The 14186-nt window shown below is 69.4% G+C and carries 15 protein-coding genes and 1 pseudogene; 8 read left to right on the top strand and 8 right to left on the bottom strand.

Translation table 11 applies throughout. The features are described from left to right. Positions 1-603: a nitroreductase family protein gene (locus BLU22_RS02745; protein WP_090211943.1), complete on the top strand. Its 603-nt coding sequence runs from the start codon at positions 1-3 to the stop codon at positions 601-603. Between the two features lie 95 nt (positions 604-698). On the opposite strand, the gene BLU22_RS02740 is transcribed toward BLU22_RS02745, so the two are convergent. The 3 genes from BLU22_RS02740 to yrfG all read right to left on the bottom strand — a co-directional run bounded on the left by BLU22_RS02740 (position 699) and on the right by yrfG (position 2847). Continuing rightward, positions 699-1355 carry a YceH family protein gene (locus BLU22_RS02740; RefSeq protein WP_090211942.1) on the bottom strand — a complete coding sequence of 219 codons (657 nt, stop codon included), beginning with the start codon at positions 1353-1355 and terminating at the stop codon, positions 699-701. A 193-nt stretch (positions 1356-1548) separates the two neighbouring features. Then, positions 1549-2004, bottom strand: coding sequence for a hypothetical protein (locus BLU22_RS02735; RefSeq protein WP_090211940.1), 456 nt, complete (start codon positions 2002-2004; stop codon positions 1549-1551). Positions 2005-2151: 147 nt separating this feature from the next. Continuing rightward, positions 2152-2847 carry a GMP/IMP nucleotidase gene (gene yrfG / locus BLU22_RS02730; RefSeq protein WP_090211939.1) on the bottom strand — a complete coding sequence of 232 codons (696 nt, stop codon included), beginning with the start codon at positions 2845-2847 and terminating at the stop codon, positions 2152-2154. Positions 2848-2946: 99 nt separating this feature from the next. Between yrfG and nudE the strand changes: the two genes are divergently transcribed. Together nudE and cysQ are read left to right on the top strand one after the other, a co-directional pair. Beyond that, the gene (gene nudE, locus BLU22_RS02725) at positions 2947-3513 is read left to right on the top strand and encodes an ADP compounds hydrolase NudE (protein WP_090211937.1); all 567 of its coding nucleotides are present in this window, start codon (positions 2947-2949) and stop codon (positions 3511-3513) included. A gap of 8 nt (positions 3514-3521) precedes the next feature. Beyond that, a complete protein-coding gene (gene cysQ / locus BLU22_RS02720; protein ID WP_090211935.1) occupies positions 3522-4340 on the top strand; it encodes a 3'(2'),5'-bisphosphate nucleotidase CysQ in 819 nt (272 codons plus the stop codon). A 13-nt stretch (positions 4341-4353) separates the two neighbouring features. On the opposite strand, the pseudogene BLU22_RS02715 reads toward cysQ, so the two are convergent. Further along, positions 4354-5232 (bottom strand): annotated as a pseudogene (locus tag BLU22_RS02715) (LysR substrate-binding domain-containing protein); the annotation flags it as partial. Between the two features lie 100 nt (positions 5233-5332). Between BLU22_RS02715 and BLU22_RS02710 the strand changes: the two are divergent. Beyond that, positions 5333-6544 carry an MFS transporter gene (locus BLU22_RS02710; protein ID WP_090211932.1) on the top strand — a complete coding sequence of 404 codons (1212 nt, stop codon included), beginning with the start codon at positions 5333-5335 and terminating at the stop codon, positions 6542-6544. Positions 6545-6566: 22 nt separating this feature from the next. Continuing rightward, positions 6567-7526: a TIGR03571 family LLM class oxidoreductase gene (locus tag BLU22_RS02705; RefSeq protein WP_090211930.1), complete on the top strand. Its 960-nt coding sequence runs from the start codon at positions 6567-6569 to the stop codon at positions 7524-7526. 102 nt (positions 7527-7628) lie between these two features. On the opposite strand, the gene BLU22_RS02700 is transcribed toward BLU22_RS02705, so the two are convergent. Further along, positions 7629-8081: a thioesterase domain-containing protein gene (locus BLU22_RS02700; protein WP_090211929.1), complete on the bottom strand. Its 453-nt coding sequence runs from the start codon at positions 8079-8081 to the stop codon at positions 7629-7631. 200 nt (positions 8082-8281) lie between these two features. Here BLU22_RS02700 and BLU22_RS02695 point away from each other — a divergent pair, with 200 nt between their 5' ends. Next, positions 8282-8473 (top strand): hypothetical protein, encoded by a 192-nt coding sequence (locus BLU22_RS02695; RefSeq protein WP_090211927.1) that lies wholly within the window; start codon positions 8282-8284, stop codon positions 8471-8473. A 128-nt stretch (positions 8474-8601) separates the two neighbouring features. Next, entirely contained in the window at positions 8602-9417 is an 816-nt protein-coding gene (locus BLU22_RS02690) for a TlpA family protein disulfide reductase (RefSeq protein ID WP_090211926.1), read from the top strand. An 82-nt stretch (positions 9418-9499) separates the two neighbouring features. On the opposite strand, the gene metK is transcribed toward BLU22_RS02690, so the two are convergent. From metK to BLU22_RS02675, 3 genes are all read right to left on the bottom strand, one after another. Beyond that, positions 9500-10690, bottom strand: a complete 1191-nt coding sequence (gene metK / locus BLU22_RS02685; RefSeq protein ID WP_090211924.1) for a methionine adenosyltransferase — start codon at positions 10688-10690, stop codon at positions 9500-9502. A gap of 48 nt (positions 10691-10738) precedes the next feature. Further along, positions 10739-11737 (bottom strand): ArsR/SmtB family transcription factor, encoded by a 999-nt coding sequence (locus tag BLU22_RS02680; protein ID WP_090211923.1) that lies wholly within the window; start codon positions 11735-11737, stop codon positions 10739-10741. A 99-nt stretch (positions 11738-11836) separates the two neighbouring features. After that, positions 11837-12754, bottom strand: coding sequence for a LysR family transcriptional regulator (locus BLU22_RS02675; RefSeq protein ID WP_090211921.1), 918 nt, complete (start codon positions 12752-12754; stop codon positions 11837-11839). 167 nt (positions 12755-12921) lie between these two features. Between BLU22_RS02675 and BLU22_RS02670 the strand changes: the two genes are divergently transcribed. Beyond that, positions 12922-14076, top strand: a complete 1155-nt coding sequence (locus BLU22_RS02670) for a TDT family transporter (RefSeq protein ID WP_090211920.1) — start codon at positions 12922-12924, stop codon at positions 14074-14076. Positions 14077-14186: the final 110 nt, after the last annotated feature.

The raw sequence follows: 14186 nt of genomic DNA, 5'->3' as shown, positions 1-14186 counted from the left end.
ATGGATACCCTCGAAGCCATCCGCACGCGCCGCGCCGTGCGCGCCTACGATCCCGCCCACCGCCTGAGCGCCGCCGAGCAGCGCGAGCTGCTGGAGCTGGCCATGCTCTCGCCGACCGCCTTCAACCTGCAGCACTGGCGCTTCGTGGTGGTGGAAGACGCCGAGCTGCGCCGGCAGATCCGCGCCGTGGCCTGGGACCAGGCGCAGGTCACCGACGCCAGCCTGCTGGTGCTGCTGTGTGCCGATCTGGCCAGTTGGGAGAAGCAGGCCGCGCGGGTCTGGCAGGACGCGCCGCAGGCGGTGCAGGACGCCCTGCTGCCGGCCATCGACGGGATCTTCCGCGACCAGCCGCAGAACCAGCGCGACGAGGCGATGCGCAGCTGCGGCATCGCCGCGCAGACCCTGATGCTCGCCGCGCGCGGCATGGGCTACGACAGTTGCCCGATGGACGGCTTCGACTTCGCCGCCGTGGCGCAGCTGATCAACCTGCCGGCCGACCACTGCATCGGCCTGATGCTGGCCATCGGCCGCGGCGTCGCGCCGGCAGCGCCGCGCATCGGTCGTCTCGGCTACGACGAGGTGGTGCTGCGCGACCGTTTCTGAGTCCGCTGTACGGGGCCGCTGCCGGCGCCCCGTGCGCGCCGCGCCGGTAGCGTCGACGCTGGCCGGCTCGCGGCGCGTCGCGGTGGCGGGCGGGCTCAGTCGGCGCCGTGCTCCAGGCGGGCCAGGCGCGCCTCCAGTTCGGCGAGCCGCGCTTCCAGGGCGGCGAGGCGCTCCTCCTGCGCAGTGCCGGCCGGCGCCTCCATGGCGCGGGCGGCGAGCAGGGCTTCCTGCTCGGCCGGATCGCCCAGACGCTGCACATAACGCTCCTCGCGCTGGCCGCCGTGGCGCGGCAGCACGCCGGCCAGGGCGCGGTTCGCCAGGCGTTCGAGGTGGTGGCGGACTTCCTCGGTGTCGTCGAAAGCGTGCAGGCGGTTGCTGCGCGCCAGCAGTTCGCCGAGGGTCTGCGGTCCGCGCAGCAGCAGCAGGGCGAGCAGGATCAGTTGCGGGTGGACCAGCTCCAGCTGCTTGTCGGCGCGCTGCTCCCAGCGGTCGGCGCGGCTGCCCATCACCAGGCGGACCAGTCCGCGCTGCTCCAGGCTGCGCAGCGCCTGGCCGATCTCTCCGGCGGCGAGGTTCATCAGCGGTTCGCGGCTGGTCTTCTGGTTGCAGGCCTGCTGCAGGGCGTTGAGGGTCAGCGGATAGCTTTCCGGGGTGGTGGCCTGCTTTTCGATCAGGCAGCCGAGCACGCGGCTTTCGGCGGCCGACAGCGGCGCGTCGGCGAAAGGCGAGGGGGCTGGGGTCGGTTCGCTCATGGACAGGACGCTCGGGCGGGAAGAGGGCGTCTAGTGTCCCCAAGCGGTGGCAGCTTGGCCAGTGCCTGCTGCGGGCGCCGGGTAGCGTGGGTGGCGAGTGGATGTGTTGCGCGGTGAGGAATCAGCGCAGCGCCGTGGGTGGCGCCGCGCTGCCTCCTGCCGCGTCCGGGCTGCGCGGACGCGGGGCGGATGCTTAGTCGTCCCAGTGGCGGTGCTTGCGCTTCTTGCCGTGGTAGTGGTGATGCACCTCGCGGTAGCCGCGACGGCCGTCGTAGCGCTCCTCGCGGGTATTGCGGTCGCCGATGTTGTTGCCCAGGCCGCCGCCCACCGCGCCGCCCAGGGCCGCGCCGATCAGGCCGCCGGTGCTGCCGCCCATCTGGTTGCCGATCACGTTGCCGCCGGCCGCGCCAAGGCCGCCGCCGATCGCAGCTTCGGTCTTGCTGCCGCGGTTGGCGCCGACGGCACCGCCGGCCGCGCCGCCGACGCCGGCACCGATGGCCGCGCCGGTGCTGCCGCCGACCTGCTGGCCGACGACCGAACCGAGAACCCCGCCGAGCGCGCCGGTGATGGCGGTGCGGGCATCGCCGTCGGCCCAGGCCGAGCCGGCGCCCAGACTCAGGGACAGCAGGAGCAGGGGTGCGTATTTCATGAGAGCTATCACTCTGTGGTTGCAGTCGCGGCGATCCTGCGCAGTTGCCGCGGGCTTGGCAAGGCATCACCCGACGACCGGCAGGTTTTTCGAAATTTTTCTATTTTCCCCTTGTTTTGGCGGAACTTTGCCGAATATGGCCCTGTCTCAGCGCTCTGGTGTGGCGTCGTCCGAGGGTGCGGCGAGGCCGTCGAGCAGGCGGCGGTAGTCGGTCAGCGCGGCGAACTCCTCGGTGTCCTTGGCTGGCCCGCGGCTGTCCGGCTGGCGCACACCGAGCAGGTGGGCGATGCCGTAGTCGCGGGCGCTGCGCAGGATCGGCAGGCTGTCGTCGATGAACAGGCTGCGCGCCGGATCGAAGCCGAAGTCCTGCTGCAGGGCGAACCAGAACTGCTGGTCTTCCTTGGGGAAACCGTAGTCGTGGGAGCTGATCAGGCGGTCGAAGTACGGCGCCAGCTCGATGCGCTCCATCTTCAGCGACAGCGAGTCGCGATGCGCGTTGGTGATCAGCGCCACGCGCTTGCCGGCGGTGCGCAGGGCGGCGAGGAAGCGGTCGGCGTCCGGGCGCAGGGCGATCAGGTGGGCGATCTCCTCCTTCAGCGCGCGCACCGGCAGGTCCAGTTCGCGGCTCCAGAAATCCAGGCAGTACCAGGCGAGCTGGCCGGCGTGGCGCTGGAACAGCGGCAGCAGCTCGGCCAGCGCGGCGTCGAGGGCGATGCCGTGCTTGTCGGCGTAGCGCTGCGGCAGGTGGTGCAGCCAGAACTGGTTGTCGAAGTGCAGGTCGAGCAGCGTGCCGTCCATGTCGAGCAGGACGGTGTCGATCTGGTTCCAGGGCAGCTGGGGCATGGTCGCGGAAGGCTCGGGCAGGGCGGCAGCGCGGGCTGCCGGGAGTCGAAAAAAGGGCGCTTTATGATACCGTGTCGACCACGCCAAGGAGTCCCGCATATGCGCCAGAAACCCGATGTTCTCGCCCGCGCCATCGTGGCCAAGAGCCGCCTGTTCACCGTCGAGGAGCTGCAGCTGCGCTTCGCCAACGGGGTCGAGCGCACCTACGAACGGCTGCTCAGTCGCGGGCTGGGCTATGGCGCGGTGATGGTGGTGGCCATGGAGGACGCCGAGACGGTGCTGCTGATCGAGGAGTACTGCGCCGGCACCGACGGTTACGAGCTGAGCCTGCCCAAGGGGTTGATCGAGCCGGGCGAGGACGCGCTGGCCGCCGCCAACCGCGAGCTGAAGGAGGAAGCCGGTTTCGGCGCCCGCCAGCTCGAACACCTCACCGGCCTGTCGCTGTCGCCGGGCTACATGAGCCAGTGCATCCAGGTGGTGCTGGCTCGCGATTTGTACCCCGAGCGCCTGCCCGGCGACGAGCCGGAGGCGATCCGCGTCGAGCGCTTCAGCCTGCGCGACATCTCGCGTCTGGCGATGGCCGAGAACTTCAGCGAGGGCCGCGCCCTGGCCGCGCTCTACCTGGTGCGCGACCTGCTGACCCAGCGCGGCGAGTTCCAGCCGTGAGCCCGTCCATGCGTCATCCGCTGCTGCCCGCCGTGGTCGACCTGGTGCAGCGCGCCGGTGCGGCGACCCTGCCGTTCTGGCGCCAGGAGCTGGCGGTGACGACCAAGGCCGACGCCTCGCCAGTCACCGCCGCCGACCTGGCCGCCCATCGCCTGCTGGCCGAGGGCCTGGCGCAGCTGGAGGCGGGTATTCCGGTGCTCTCCGAGGAGGCCTGCGAGACTCCCCTGGCCGAGCGCCGCCGCTGGAGCCGCTGGTGGCTGGTCGATCCGCTGGACGGCACCAAGGAGTTCATCGCCGGCAGCCGCGAATTCACCGTCAATGTCGCGCTGATCGAGGCGGGCCGGGTGGTGTTCGGCGTGGTCGGCGTGCCGGCGGAGGGGCTGTGCTTCTACGGCGGCGCCGGACTGGGCGCCTGGCGCCGCAGCGCCAGCGATCTCGCGCCCATCGGCGTGCGCCTGGCGCCGGCCGAGGCCTTCACCGTGGTGGCCAGCCGCCGCCACTCCAGCCCGGCCCAGGAGCGTCTGCTGAACGGCTTGGCCGAACGCTTCGGCGATCTGGCCCTGGCCGGCGTCGGCAGTTCGCTGAAGTTCTGCCTGCTCGCCGAGGGTGCCGCCGACTGCTATCCGCGTCTGGCGCCGACCTCGCAGTGGGACACCGCCGCCGCCCAGGGCGTGCTGGAAGGCGCCGGCGGCGAGGTGCTCGACCTGCACGGTGCGCCGCTGGCCTATACGGCGCGCGCCGACTTCCTCAACCCGCACTTCCTCGCCCTGCCGCAGGCGGCGCCGTGGCGCGAGGAGCTGCTGCAGCTGGCTCTGGCCCTGGATTGAGCTTGTCGCCTTTCATCCGCTCGCTCAGGAAGTCCAGAAAGCAAGTGATCCGGGAAGCCAATGCGGTATTCCGGTAATACACCGCATTGATGGGCTGCAGTACTTCGACCCGCTGATCCGGTAGCACTTCAACAAGATCTCCGCAGGCAAGATCTGCAGCGGTCATGAAATCGGACAGACAGGCCAGACCCTGCCCAGCCAAGACCAGGGCGCGATGCGTGTCACCACTGGAAGCGCGCAAGGTGGGAGTGATTTTCCAGAACTCGCCCTGAGCATGGCGCAGCGGCCATTCGTTCAGACTTTCCGGCTCGGAGAAGCCAATCAGGCTGTGCCCGGTCAACGCCTCGACAGACTGCGGCACGCCGTGATGCTTCAGATAATCGGGACTGGCCAGCACACGCCTGCGACTATGGCATAGCAATCGTGCATGCAGGCTGGAGTCGGTCAGCGCACCGATACGTATCGCCAGATCGGTACGCCTCTCAAGCAAGTCGATAAAGCGGTCATCGCTGTTCAGCTCCAGCTCGATCTGGGGATAGCGTTCGCGGAAGTCGGCGATCAGCGGCACGATCACATGCAGCATGAACGGAGCAGCGGTATTCACCCGCAGGCGTCCGGCAGGCACCTGGCGGCGTATCGCCATTTGTTCCTCGGCTTCCTCAACGCTGGTCAGAATTCGCCTGGCCTGCCCCAGAAAGACCGCTCCCTCCTCGGTAAGCTCCATGCGCCGGGTGGTACGGCGCAGGAGGGTCACCGCAAGCTTTTCTTCCAGACGACTGAGGGAGCGACTCACCCCGGCCGCAGTTAGATGCAGTTGCTCGGCAGCCGCGCTGATCGACCCGCAGTCCACCACGCTGACGAAGGCGAGCATTTCTTCCAGGCTGGTCTTCATTATTGACTCCGAGTCAAATGTCTTTGGGTTTTTGGCAGATTTTTCCGCATGAGTCTGCCGGGGATACTGCGCGCCATCAATCCTCGGCGGAGTTCCCCCCATGCCTATTGCCCTGCTTGCGCTGACTCTCAGCGCCTTTGCTATCGGCACGACAGAGTTCGTGATCGTTGGCCTTATCCCCACCATCGCTGCCGACCTCGGCGTCGATATTCCCTCGGCTGGACTGCTGGTCAGCCTGTATGCCCTGGGCGTCGCCATCGGTGCGCCGCTGCTGACCGCCCTCAGCGGAAAGGTACCCCGCAAGCTGCTGTTGCTCGGTCTGATGCTTCTGTTCACTGCAGGCAATCTGCTGGCTTGGAAGGCACCGGGTTATGAGTCGCTGATCGTTGCGCGGATCGTCACCGGCTTGGCGCACGGCGTGTTCTTCTCAATTGGCTCGACCATCGCCACCAGCCTGGTAGCCAAGGAAAAAGCTGCCAGCGCCATCGCCACCATGTTTACCGGGCTCACCGTGGCGCTGGTCACCGGTGTGCCGCTGGGCACCTTCATCGGCCAGCATTTCGGCTGGCGCGAAACCTTCCTTGCGGTTTCCGCGCTTGGCGTGATCGCCTTTGTCGGTAGCCTGCTGTTTGTTCCGCGCCGGATCCCGCACGCCCCGCCAGCGTCCTTGCTCACCCAGCTGGCGGTACTCAAGCAGCCGCGTCTGCTGCTGGTCTATGCCATGACCGCACTGGGCTACGGCGGCACGTTCACGGCGTTCACCTTCCTGGCGCCGATCCTGCAAAACGTCAGCGGTTTCAGTGCGGGAGCCGTCAGTCTGGTGCTGCTTGTGTACGGTGTGTCGGTAGCGGTGGGCAATCTCTGGGGCGGCAGGTTGGCCGATCAGCGCGGGCCAATCGGCGCACTCAAACGGATCTTCGGTCTGCTCGCCGGCGTGCTGCTGCTGTTCAGCTTCACCGCCAGCAACCCTTGGCTGGCATTGGGCACAGTGCTGTTGTGGGGGGCGGTAGCCTTCGGCAACGTGCCCGGCCTGCAGCTCTATGTCGTGCGCCTGGCCGAACGCTTCAGCCCGCAGGCAGTAGACGTGGCTTCGGGCTTGAACATCGCCGCCTTCAACCTCGGCATCGCCGCTGGTGCCTGGCTGGGTGGAGAGGTCGTTGCCTCTGCCGGGCTGATTCACACCGCATGGATTGGTGCCTTGGTGGTACTGGCTGCCTTGGGGCTGACCTTCTGGAGTGGCCGTCTGGACGGCAGCAATCCGGCACCGTACGGCCAAGGTCATAGCCGCCATGACTTCAATGCCAGCCACTAACGGCAGGTGCGGGAGACTGACGATGCAAGCACTTGCCCAACTTCGCCAAGGCGGCTTCAGCCTCGGTGTCGAACTACCGCTGGATAACGACTGGTCGGTCGCCGGCCGAATGACGGCGCAACACGCAGGTCGCCCACAGGGTGTGCCAGACCTGCGCCGGCATGCAGAGCTGGCTCGCCTGGTCGACCGCCTGGGCTTTCGCGCCCTTTGGGTGCGAGATGTGCCGCTGTATGACCCGCAGTTTGGCGATGCGGCGCAGGTGTTCGAAACTTTCAGCTACCTTGGTTACCTCGCCGGTATCACTGAACGTATCCTGCTCGGTACGGCCGCCGTGGTTCTGCCGCTGCGCCAGCGCTGGCTGACCCTGAAAGCCGCCGCCAGCATCGACCGACTCAGCGGCGGGCGTCTGCTGCTGGGTGTCGCCAGTGGAGATCGTCCGGTCGAGTACCCAGTCTTCGGTGAGGACTTCGACAGTCGCGGCGCAATGTTCCGTGAACAGGTCGAGCTGCTGCGCAGTGGTGGCGCCGACCTATTGCCCAGTGGCGTTTCGTTGCTGCCGACCCCCGTGCAGCACCGCTTGCCGTTGCTGGTCGCCGGGCTGGCCCAGCAAACCCCGGCCTGGGCTGGTGAGCACCTTGACGGCTGGCTCGCCTACCCTGGCGCTCCGGACGACCATCAACGCCGCAGCGCTCTGTGGCGTGAGGTGGCTGGCGATAAACCTTACGTCAGCTTCATTCACCTCGACCTGCTGGAAGATCCGCATGCGCCACTGCGCCGTCATCGTTTTGGTGCTGCTGTTGGTCGCGAGGGGCTGATCGCTGAACTGCAAGCCATGCGCGTGGCCGGGGTCGACCACGTTGGCCTGCATTTGCGGCGCAATCAGCGTCCACTGGCAGAAACCCTCAATGAGATTGCCGAATTCGTGCTGCCGATCTTTCACACGCAAGAGATGCCGGTGCCCAGGTGGGTAGAACCGGCCTGATCGACTTCGGCTATGACCTTGGTATCTGCCGGGTGGCCCCGGACATCCCCGGTAAGGCCGAACGTATCATCTGGCGCATGGCACGAACGTTCTTGCCTCGATCTACCGGTGCAGCACGTATTCCCCGTGCAGATGCACCGCCGTCTCGCCGCTCGCCGCGAGGATGCGGATGTCCAGGTACAGGCGGGCGCGGCCGCGGCGGCGGTACAGGGTCTCGAACTTCTTCCAGTCCTCCTCGGCGGGCGCGGCGCAGATCGCCACGGCCTCGTCGACCACCGGCAGCGGGTAGTCGATCTGCCCGCCCTTGATCACGATGTGCCCGTCGTCGATGCCCGCCTCGCGCAGGCGCAGGGTCAGCCAGCCCCAGCCGGCCAGCACGCTGAGGCTGTACAGGCTGCCACCGAACATGCTGCCGGTGTGGTTGACGTTGGGTGCCAGCGGCATGGCCAGGCGCAGTTCGTGGTCCCGGTAGCTGGCGACGCGCAGTTGCATGGCGCGGGTCAGCGGGATGTCGCGGTGGAGGAGGTCTTGCAGATAGCGGCAGTCGGCAGTCATGTCCGGAGTCCTGAGTGCGGGGCGCGCGCTGCGCGGGAGGGCGGGAAGCGGCGGGCAGGCGCGCCGGGGGCGGGCTGGGCCCGCGACGGGCGGCAATCATCCCGCCTCGCCGGTCGTGCTGTAAATCGCCGCGGCGTCCTCAAAGCGTAACAGGGAGCGGGTAAACAGCTGGCATCGTTCCAGGAAGCAGGTGTCCTTGCATGTCCAGCATTACCGAACTGGCCCGTCTGGTGGTCGAACTCTATCCGCTGCGCGACAAGCAGGCCGGCAAGCGCTACCGGGTGGTGCGCGAGCTGGCCGGGCTGACCGAGCTGGAGGAGGTCTGCGGCCGGCCGCGCTACGTGCAGAGCGCCAGCCTGCGCGACAGCCGCCTGTGGGAGCAGGCGCACTGAGCGCCGCGTGGGGTGGCGCGCGCCGAGCGCTGGCGTCGCGCGCCCCCAGCCGTTAGCCTGCGCAGTCCCTCGCCCGGACCGCGCTCGCGCTGCCGGGCGCTGTCCTCCGTCCGATCTGCGAGACTCCGGTGCTGACCGTCAATCTGGGCCCGCTGGCGCTGGCCAGCCATCATCTGCTGCTGATCGCCAGCCTGGCGCTGGCCAGCGTCGTCGGCGCCCGGCTCGGCCGGCGCGCCGGCAGCAATCCCGAGACGCCGCTCTTGCTGCTCTTGCTGCTCGGGCTGCTGGTCGCGCGGCTGGCTTTCGTGCTGGTCTACGCCGAGCACTTCGCCGGCGCCTGGTGGCGGGTGCTGGACATCCGCGACGGCGGCTTCATCGCCTGGCCCGGCGTGCTCGCCGCGCTGCTCTGCGGGCTGTGGCTGCTCTGGCGCCGTGCGGCGCTGCGCCGACCCTTGGCCGCGGCGCTGCTGGCCGGGCTGGCGTTGTGGGGGCTGGGCAGCCTGGTACTCGGTGCTCTGGAACGCTCCGCGCAGCTGCCGGCGCTGGCCCTGCGCGACCTGCAGGGCCGGCCCGTCGAGCTGCAGGCGCTGCGCGGCGAGCCGCTGGTGGTCAACCTCTGGGCCACCTGGTGCCCGCCGTGCCGCCGCGAGATGCCGGTCCTGGATGCCGCCCGCCGGCGCGAGCCGGGCATCCGCTTCGTCTTCGTCAACCAGGGCGAGGGGGCCGGCGAGGTGGCGCGTTTTCTCGCCGGGCAGCGCTTCGATACCCGCGACGTGCTGCTCGACGGCGGCGGCCGGCTCGGCGCGCTGGTCGGCTCGCGGGCCCTGCCCACCACGCTGTTCTACGGCGCCGACGGGCGCCTGCTCGGCACCCACCTGGGCGAGCTGTCCGACGCCAGCCTGGCGCAGGCGCTCGAAGCGCTCAGGAGCGGCGCCCACAAGTAGGCCGCTGTCCGGGCAATGCGCTGAACCACAAAAAAGCCCCGCCCGGCAGTGCCGGGCGGGGCTTGGCGTGACGCCGGGAGACTTACAGGCCGGCAGCGGCGCGCAGCGCCTCGGCCTTGTCGGTCTTCTCCCAGGTGAAGGCGGTGAAGGTGTCGTCGCCGTAGCTCATCTCCACCGGGTTGCGGCCGAAGTGGCCGTAGGCCGCGGTCGGGCGGTACATCGGGTGCAGCAGGTCGAGCATCTTGGTGATCGCGTAGGGGCGCAGGTCGAACACCTCGCGGACCAGCTGGATGATCTTCTCTTCGGCGATCTTGTGGGTGCCGAAGGTGTTGATCGAGATGGAGGTCGGCTGGGCCACGCCGATGGCGTAGGACACCTGGATCTCGCAGCGCTCGGCCAGGCCGGCGGCGACGATGTTCTTGGCCACGTAGCGGCCGGCGTAGGCGGCCGAGCGGTCGACCTTGGACGGGTCCTTGCCGGAGAAGGCGCCGCCGCCGTGACGGGCCATGCCGCCGTAGGAGTCGACGATGATCTTGCGCCCGGTCAGGCCGCAGTCGCCCACCGGGCCGCCGATGACGAACTTGCCGGTCGGGTTGATGTGGTACTGGGTGTCCTTGTGCAGCAGCTCGGCCGGCAGGGTGTGCTTGACGATCAGCTCCATCACCGCTTCCTGCAGGTCGGCCTGGCTGATCTCCGGGTTGTGCTGGGTGGACAGCACCACCGCGTCGATGCCGACCACCTTGCCGTTCTCGTAGCGGCAGGTGACCTGCGACTTGGCGTCCGGGCGCAGCCACGGCAGCAGGCCGCTCTTGCGCGCCTCGGCCTGGCGCTCGACCAGACGGTGCGACAGCACGATCGGTGCCGGCATCAGCACGTCGGTGTCGTTGCTGGCGTAGCCGAACATCAGGCCCTGGTCGCCGGCGCCCTGGTCTTCCGGCTTGGCGCGGTCGACGCCCTGGTTGATGTCCACCGACTGCTTGCCGATGACGTTGAGCACGCCGCAGGTGGCGCCGTCGAAGCCGACGTCGGAGCTGGTGTAGCCGATGTCGCAGATCACGTCGCGGACGATCTGCTCCAGGTCGATCCAGGCGCTGGTGGTGATCTCGCCGGCGACGATGGCCACGCCGGTCTTCACCAGGGTCTCGCAGGCCACGCGGGCGTGCTTGTCCTCGGCGATGATGGCGTCGAGCACGGCATCGGAGATCTGGTCGGCGATCTTGTCCGGATGGCCTTCGGACACGGACTCGGAGGTGAAGATGGAATATTCGCTCATCGATCGGTTCCTGTTATTACCGGTGGGTGAGTCGGCCTCGCGGCCGTGTCATACAGCAAGTGGGGGTAGTCGTTCCGGGCGGGCGAAGTGCCGCACCTGGATCTGGAAGCCGTTGCGCAGGCCGATGTACAGGCTTTCGCCGAGGTTCAGTCCCGCCGCCTGCGCCCAGTGCGCCAGTTCGTCCTGGTCGAAGCCCAGCCAGACATCGCCGCAGGCCTCGCGGGCCCAGGCCTGATGGTGGCTGCACAGCTCGGTGAGCAGCAGGCTGCCGCCGGGCCGCACCAGTCGCGCCAGCCGCGCCATGGCGGCGGCCGGATCGCTGAAGTGGTGCAGGACCATGTTCAGCACCACGCAGTCGGCCGCCGGCTGCGGATCGCGCAGGGCGTCGGCCAGTTTCAGTTCGACGTTGTCCAGGCCTTCCTCGGCGCAGCGCTGGCGGGCCAGCTCGAGCATCGCCGGGCTGGTGTCCAGCGCGGTGACGGCGGCGAAGCGCCGGGCCAGCTCGGGCAGGAAGGCGCCGTCGCCGGGGCCGACCTCCAGCGCCGTGGCACCGGGTGGAAAGTGCAGCGCATCGAGCAGGGTCAGCAGGCTGTCGCGGTACTGCGCCAGCCCGGCGATCAGGTCCTGCTGGGCGCGGAACTTCTCCAGGGTGCGGGCAAAGAAGTCGCGCGCCGCCGCGCTGCGCTGCGCCTGCACCGCGGCGATGCGGGTCTGCACCGCGTCCGGCAGCTGCAGCGCGTCCACCTCGGCGAGCAGCGCCGCGTGCAGCGCACCGCCGGTCTGCTCGCCTTGGGCCAGGGCGCGGCGGTAGAAGATCGCGTTGCCCTCGCGGCGGGTGGCCACCAGGCCGGCCTGGGCCAGCACCTTGAGGTGGTGGCTGATCCCCGACTGGCGCATGGCGAAGATCTGCGCCAGCTCCAGCACGCCGAACGAGTCGCTGGCCAGCGCGCGCAGCACGTTCAGGCGCAGCGGGTCGCCGCCGGCCTTGCACAGGGCGGCCAGGTGTTCGTCGGCATCGGTACGCAGGGCAGGTTGGCGCAGGCTCATAAGGCGGCGAAGTCTAGCCAGCGCGCCCCGCTGGCGCAATGCCTGTATCAAAAAGTTTTGATATTGCCGGGCCGGCCGCCGGCGCTGGCGGCGCTCCGCCTACCCGCCGGGCTGGCGTGGCGCCTCCGTAGCGCTCGCCGCGGCGGCTTCCAGCAGGGCGAGGAAGGCCGCCGGCGCCGGGCTCAGTTGGCTGTCCTGGCGCCACAGCACGTGCAGCTCGCGGACGATCTGCCGGTCGCGCACCTGCAGGCGCTGCAGCCGGCCGCAGGCCAGCTCTTCCCCGACCACCAGCTGCGACAGCCAGGCGATGCCGTGGCCGTCGGCGATCAGCCGCTTGAGCGCCTCGGTGCCGCCGATCACCATGCGCGCCTGCGGTTCCAGGCCGTGCTCGCGGTAGGCCTCCTCGACGCTGGCGCGCGCCCCCGAGCCCGGTTCGCGCAGGTACAGGGCGTGCTCGGCCAGTTCGCGCATTGCCAGGTCGCGGCGCCCGGCCAGCGGGTGGCGCGGTCCGACCACCGGCAGCAGGGCGTCGCAGGCCAGCAGGCGGTGGGCGTAGCCGGCGCGGTCGAAGGCGCCCTCGACGAAGCCGAGGGCGATCCGGCCGTCGTCGAGCTGCTGGGTGACTTCCCCGGTGTTGCTGATCTGCAGGCTGACGAACACCTGGGGGTACTGCTCGCGGAAGCGGTTGAGCAGTGGCGGCAGCAGGTAGGAGCCGAGGGTGGCGCTGGCGCCCAGGTGCAGCTCGCCCTGGCTGAGGCTGGCGAAGCCGCGCAGCTCGCGCTCGGCGGCCAGCTCCAGGGCGAAGATGCGCTGGGCGTACTGCAGCAGGCGCCGGCCGCCTTCGGTGAGGCTGACGCCGCGCGGGTGGCGGTCGAACAGCGGCACGCCGACGCTGGCCTCCAGCTCGCGGATCTCGCGGGTCACCGCCGGCTGGCTGATGTGCAGGCGCGCCGCGCCGGCGCCGATGCCGCCGCACTCGGCGACGGCGAGAAACACCCTGAGGTGGTGCAGGTTCATGGCGCTGGCTCCGTGGGCAGGGGCGGCCCGTGTCCGTCCGGGCTGCGGCGCATTGCATAAATTAAAAGTATGTAAAACATGCTGAACATGTATTTTTCATATGGCAAGCGCCTCTCTAGGCTGTGCCCATTCGTCGATGCCACGGGACATCCCGACCGGAGCCGAGCATGCCCAGACCCTTCACCCGCCAGCCCGAGCCGCTGGCCTTCGTCCGTCACTTCACCCCCAACTGGTTCGCCATGACCATGGGCACCGGCGTGCTGGCGCTGGTGGTGGCCCGCCTGCCCTGGGCGTTTCCCGGGCAGATGGCGCTGGCCGAGGGCCTGTGGCTGTTCGGCGTGCTGCTCTACGGCCTGTTCAGCCTGCTGTTCATGACGCGCCTGGCGCTGTTCCGCGACACCGTCAGGCCGATGCTGCTGCACCCGGTACAGTCGATGTTCCTCGGCGCCATCCCGATGGGGCTGGCGGTGCTGCTCAGCGGCCTGGTGCTGTTCGGTGCGCCGCGCTGGGGCGACTGGGTGTACACGCTGGCCCACGGTCTGTGGTGGTACTGCGCGCTGCTCTCGGTGGCGGCGGCGATGCTGGTGCCCTACCTGATGTTCACCCGGCAGAACCACGCGCTGGAGAAGCTCACCGCGGTGTGGCTGCTGCCCATCGTCGCCCCCGAGGTGGCGGCCAGCACCGCCGGGGTGCTGGTGCCGCACCTGGCCGCCGAGGCGGCGCGGCCGGTGCTGGTGGTCGGCTTCGTGCTGTGGGGCATGTCCCTGAGCCTGGCCTTCTCGCTGATCACCCTGGTGCTGCTGCGTCTGGCCATCCACAAGCTGCCGGACACCGACTTCGCCGCCACCAGCTGGCTGCCGCTGGGCCCGCTGGCCACCGGCTGCCTGGGCCTGCTGACCCTCGGCCACGACGCCCCGGCGGCCTTCGCCGGCACGCCGCTGGCCGGCGCGGCGGAACTGGCCAGCGGCCTGGGCCTGGTCGGCGGGCTGGCGCTGTGGGGCGCCGGGCTGTGGTGGCTGGTCACTGCCATGCTGTTCACCCGCCACTACCTGCGCGACAACATGCCGTTCAACCTCGGCTGGTGGGGCTTCACCTTCCCCCTCGGGGTGTTCGCCCTGGCCACCGTCGAGCTGTGGCGGCTGACCGGGATGACCTTCTTCGCCCTGGCCGCGCTGCTGCTGGCGCTGCAGCTGAGCGCCGTCTGGCTGCTGGTGCTGCAGCGCACCCTGCTCGGCATGTGGCACGGCGAGCTGTTCCACGCCCCCTGCCTGGCCGGCCCGCACAGCCCGGCGCGCAGCGTGCTGGACGCCGGCAGCTGCTGAATTGGCGCGCGCCGGGGCGGATATCCGCCCCGGCGCGACCATCTGTGATTGCCCGTTCCCCTGCCGCTGGGCGAAAATGGCCGCCTTTTTCGATCAAGCCCCCCGCAGGA

This window comes from Pseudomonas guangdongensis (assembly GCF_900105885.1).
Taxonomy (GTDB): Bacteria; Pseudomonadota; Gammaproteobacteria; order Pseudomonadales; family Pseudomonadaceae; genus Geopseudomonas; species Geopseudomonas guangdongensis.
This window is presented reverse-complemented; position numbering and strand designations above follow the sequence as displayed.

Excerpts from the sequence above, each read along its gene's own strand:
- BLU22_RS02695 (WP_090211927.1), top strand. The coding sequence starts at position 8,282 with ATGTCCAGCATTACCGAACTGGCCCGTCTGGTGGTCGAACTCTATCCG.
- cysQ (WP_090211935.1), top strand. The coding sequence starts at position 3,522 with ATGCGTCATCCGCTGCTGCCCGCCGTGGTCGACCTGGTGCAGCGCGCC.
- BLU22_RS02745 (WP_090211943.1), top strand. The coding sequence starts at position 1 with ATGGATACCCTCGAAGCCATCCGCACGCGCCGCGCCGTGCGCGCCTAC.
- BLU22_RS02700 (WP_090211929.1), bottom strand. The coding sequence starts at position 8,081 with ATGACTGCCGACTGCCGCTATCTGCAAGACCTCCTCCACCGCGACATC.
- BLU22_RS02710 (WP_090211932.1), top strand. The coding sequence starts at position 5,333 with ATGCCTATTGCCCTGCTTGCGCTGACTCTCAGCGCCTTTGCTATCGGC.
- BLU22_RS02670 (WP_090211920.1), top strand. The coding sequence starts at position 12,922 with ATGCCCAGACCCTTCACCCGCCAGCCCGAGCCGCTGGCCTTCGTCCGT.
- BLU22_RS02675 (WP_090211921.1), bottom strand. The coding sequence starts at position 12,754 with ATGAACCTGCACCACCTCAGGGTGTTTCTCGCCGTCGCCGAGTGCGGC.
- nudE (WP_090211937.1), top strand. The coding sequence starts at position 2,947 with ATGCGCCAGAAACCCGATGTTCTCGCCCGCGCCATCGTGGCCAAGAGC.
- yrfG (WP_090211939.1), bottom strand. The coding sequence starts at position 2,847 with ATGCCCCAGCTGCCCTGGAACCAGATCGACACCGTCCTGCTCGACATG.
- metK (WP_090211924.1), bottom strand. The coding sequence starts at position 10,690 with ATGAGCGAATATTCCATCTTCACCTCCGAGTCCGTGTCCGAAGGCCAT.
- BLU22_RS02680 (WP_090211923.1), bottom strand. The coding sequence starts at position 11,737 with ATGAGCCTGCGCCAACCTGCCCTGCGTACCGATGCCGACGAACACCTG.
- BLU22_RS02705 (WP_090211930.1), top strand. The coding sequence starts at position 6,567 with ATGCAAGCACTTGCCCAACTTCGCCAAGGCGGCTTCAGCCTCGGTGTC.
- BLU22_RS02735 (WP_090211940.1), bottom strand. The coding sequence starts at position 2,004 with ATGAAATACGCACCCCTGCTCCTGCTGTCCCTGAGTCTGGGCGCCGGC.
- BLU22_RS02740 (WP_090211942.1), bottom strand. The coding sequence starts at position 1,355 with ATGAGCGAACCGACCCCAGCCCCCTCGCCTTTCGCCGACGCGCCGCTG.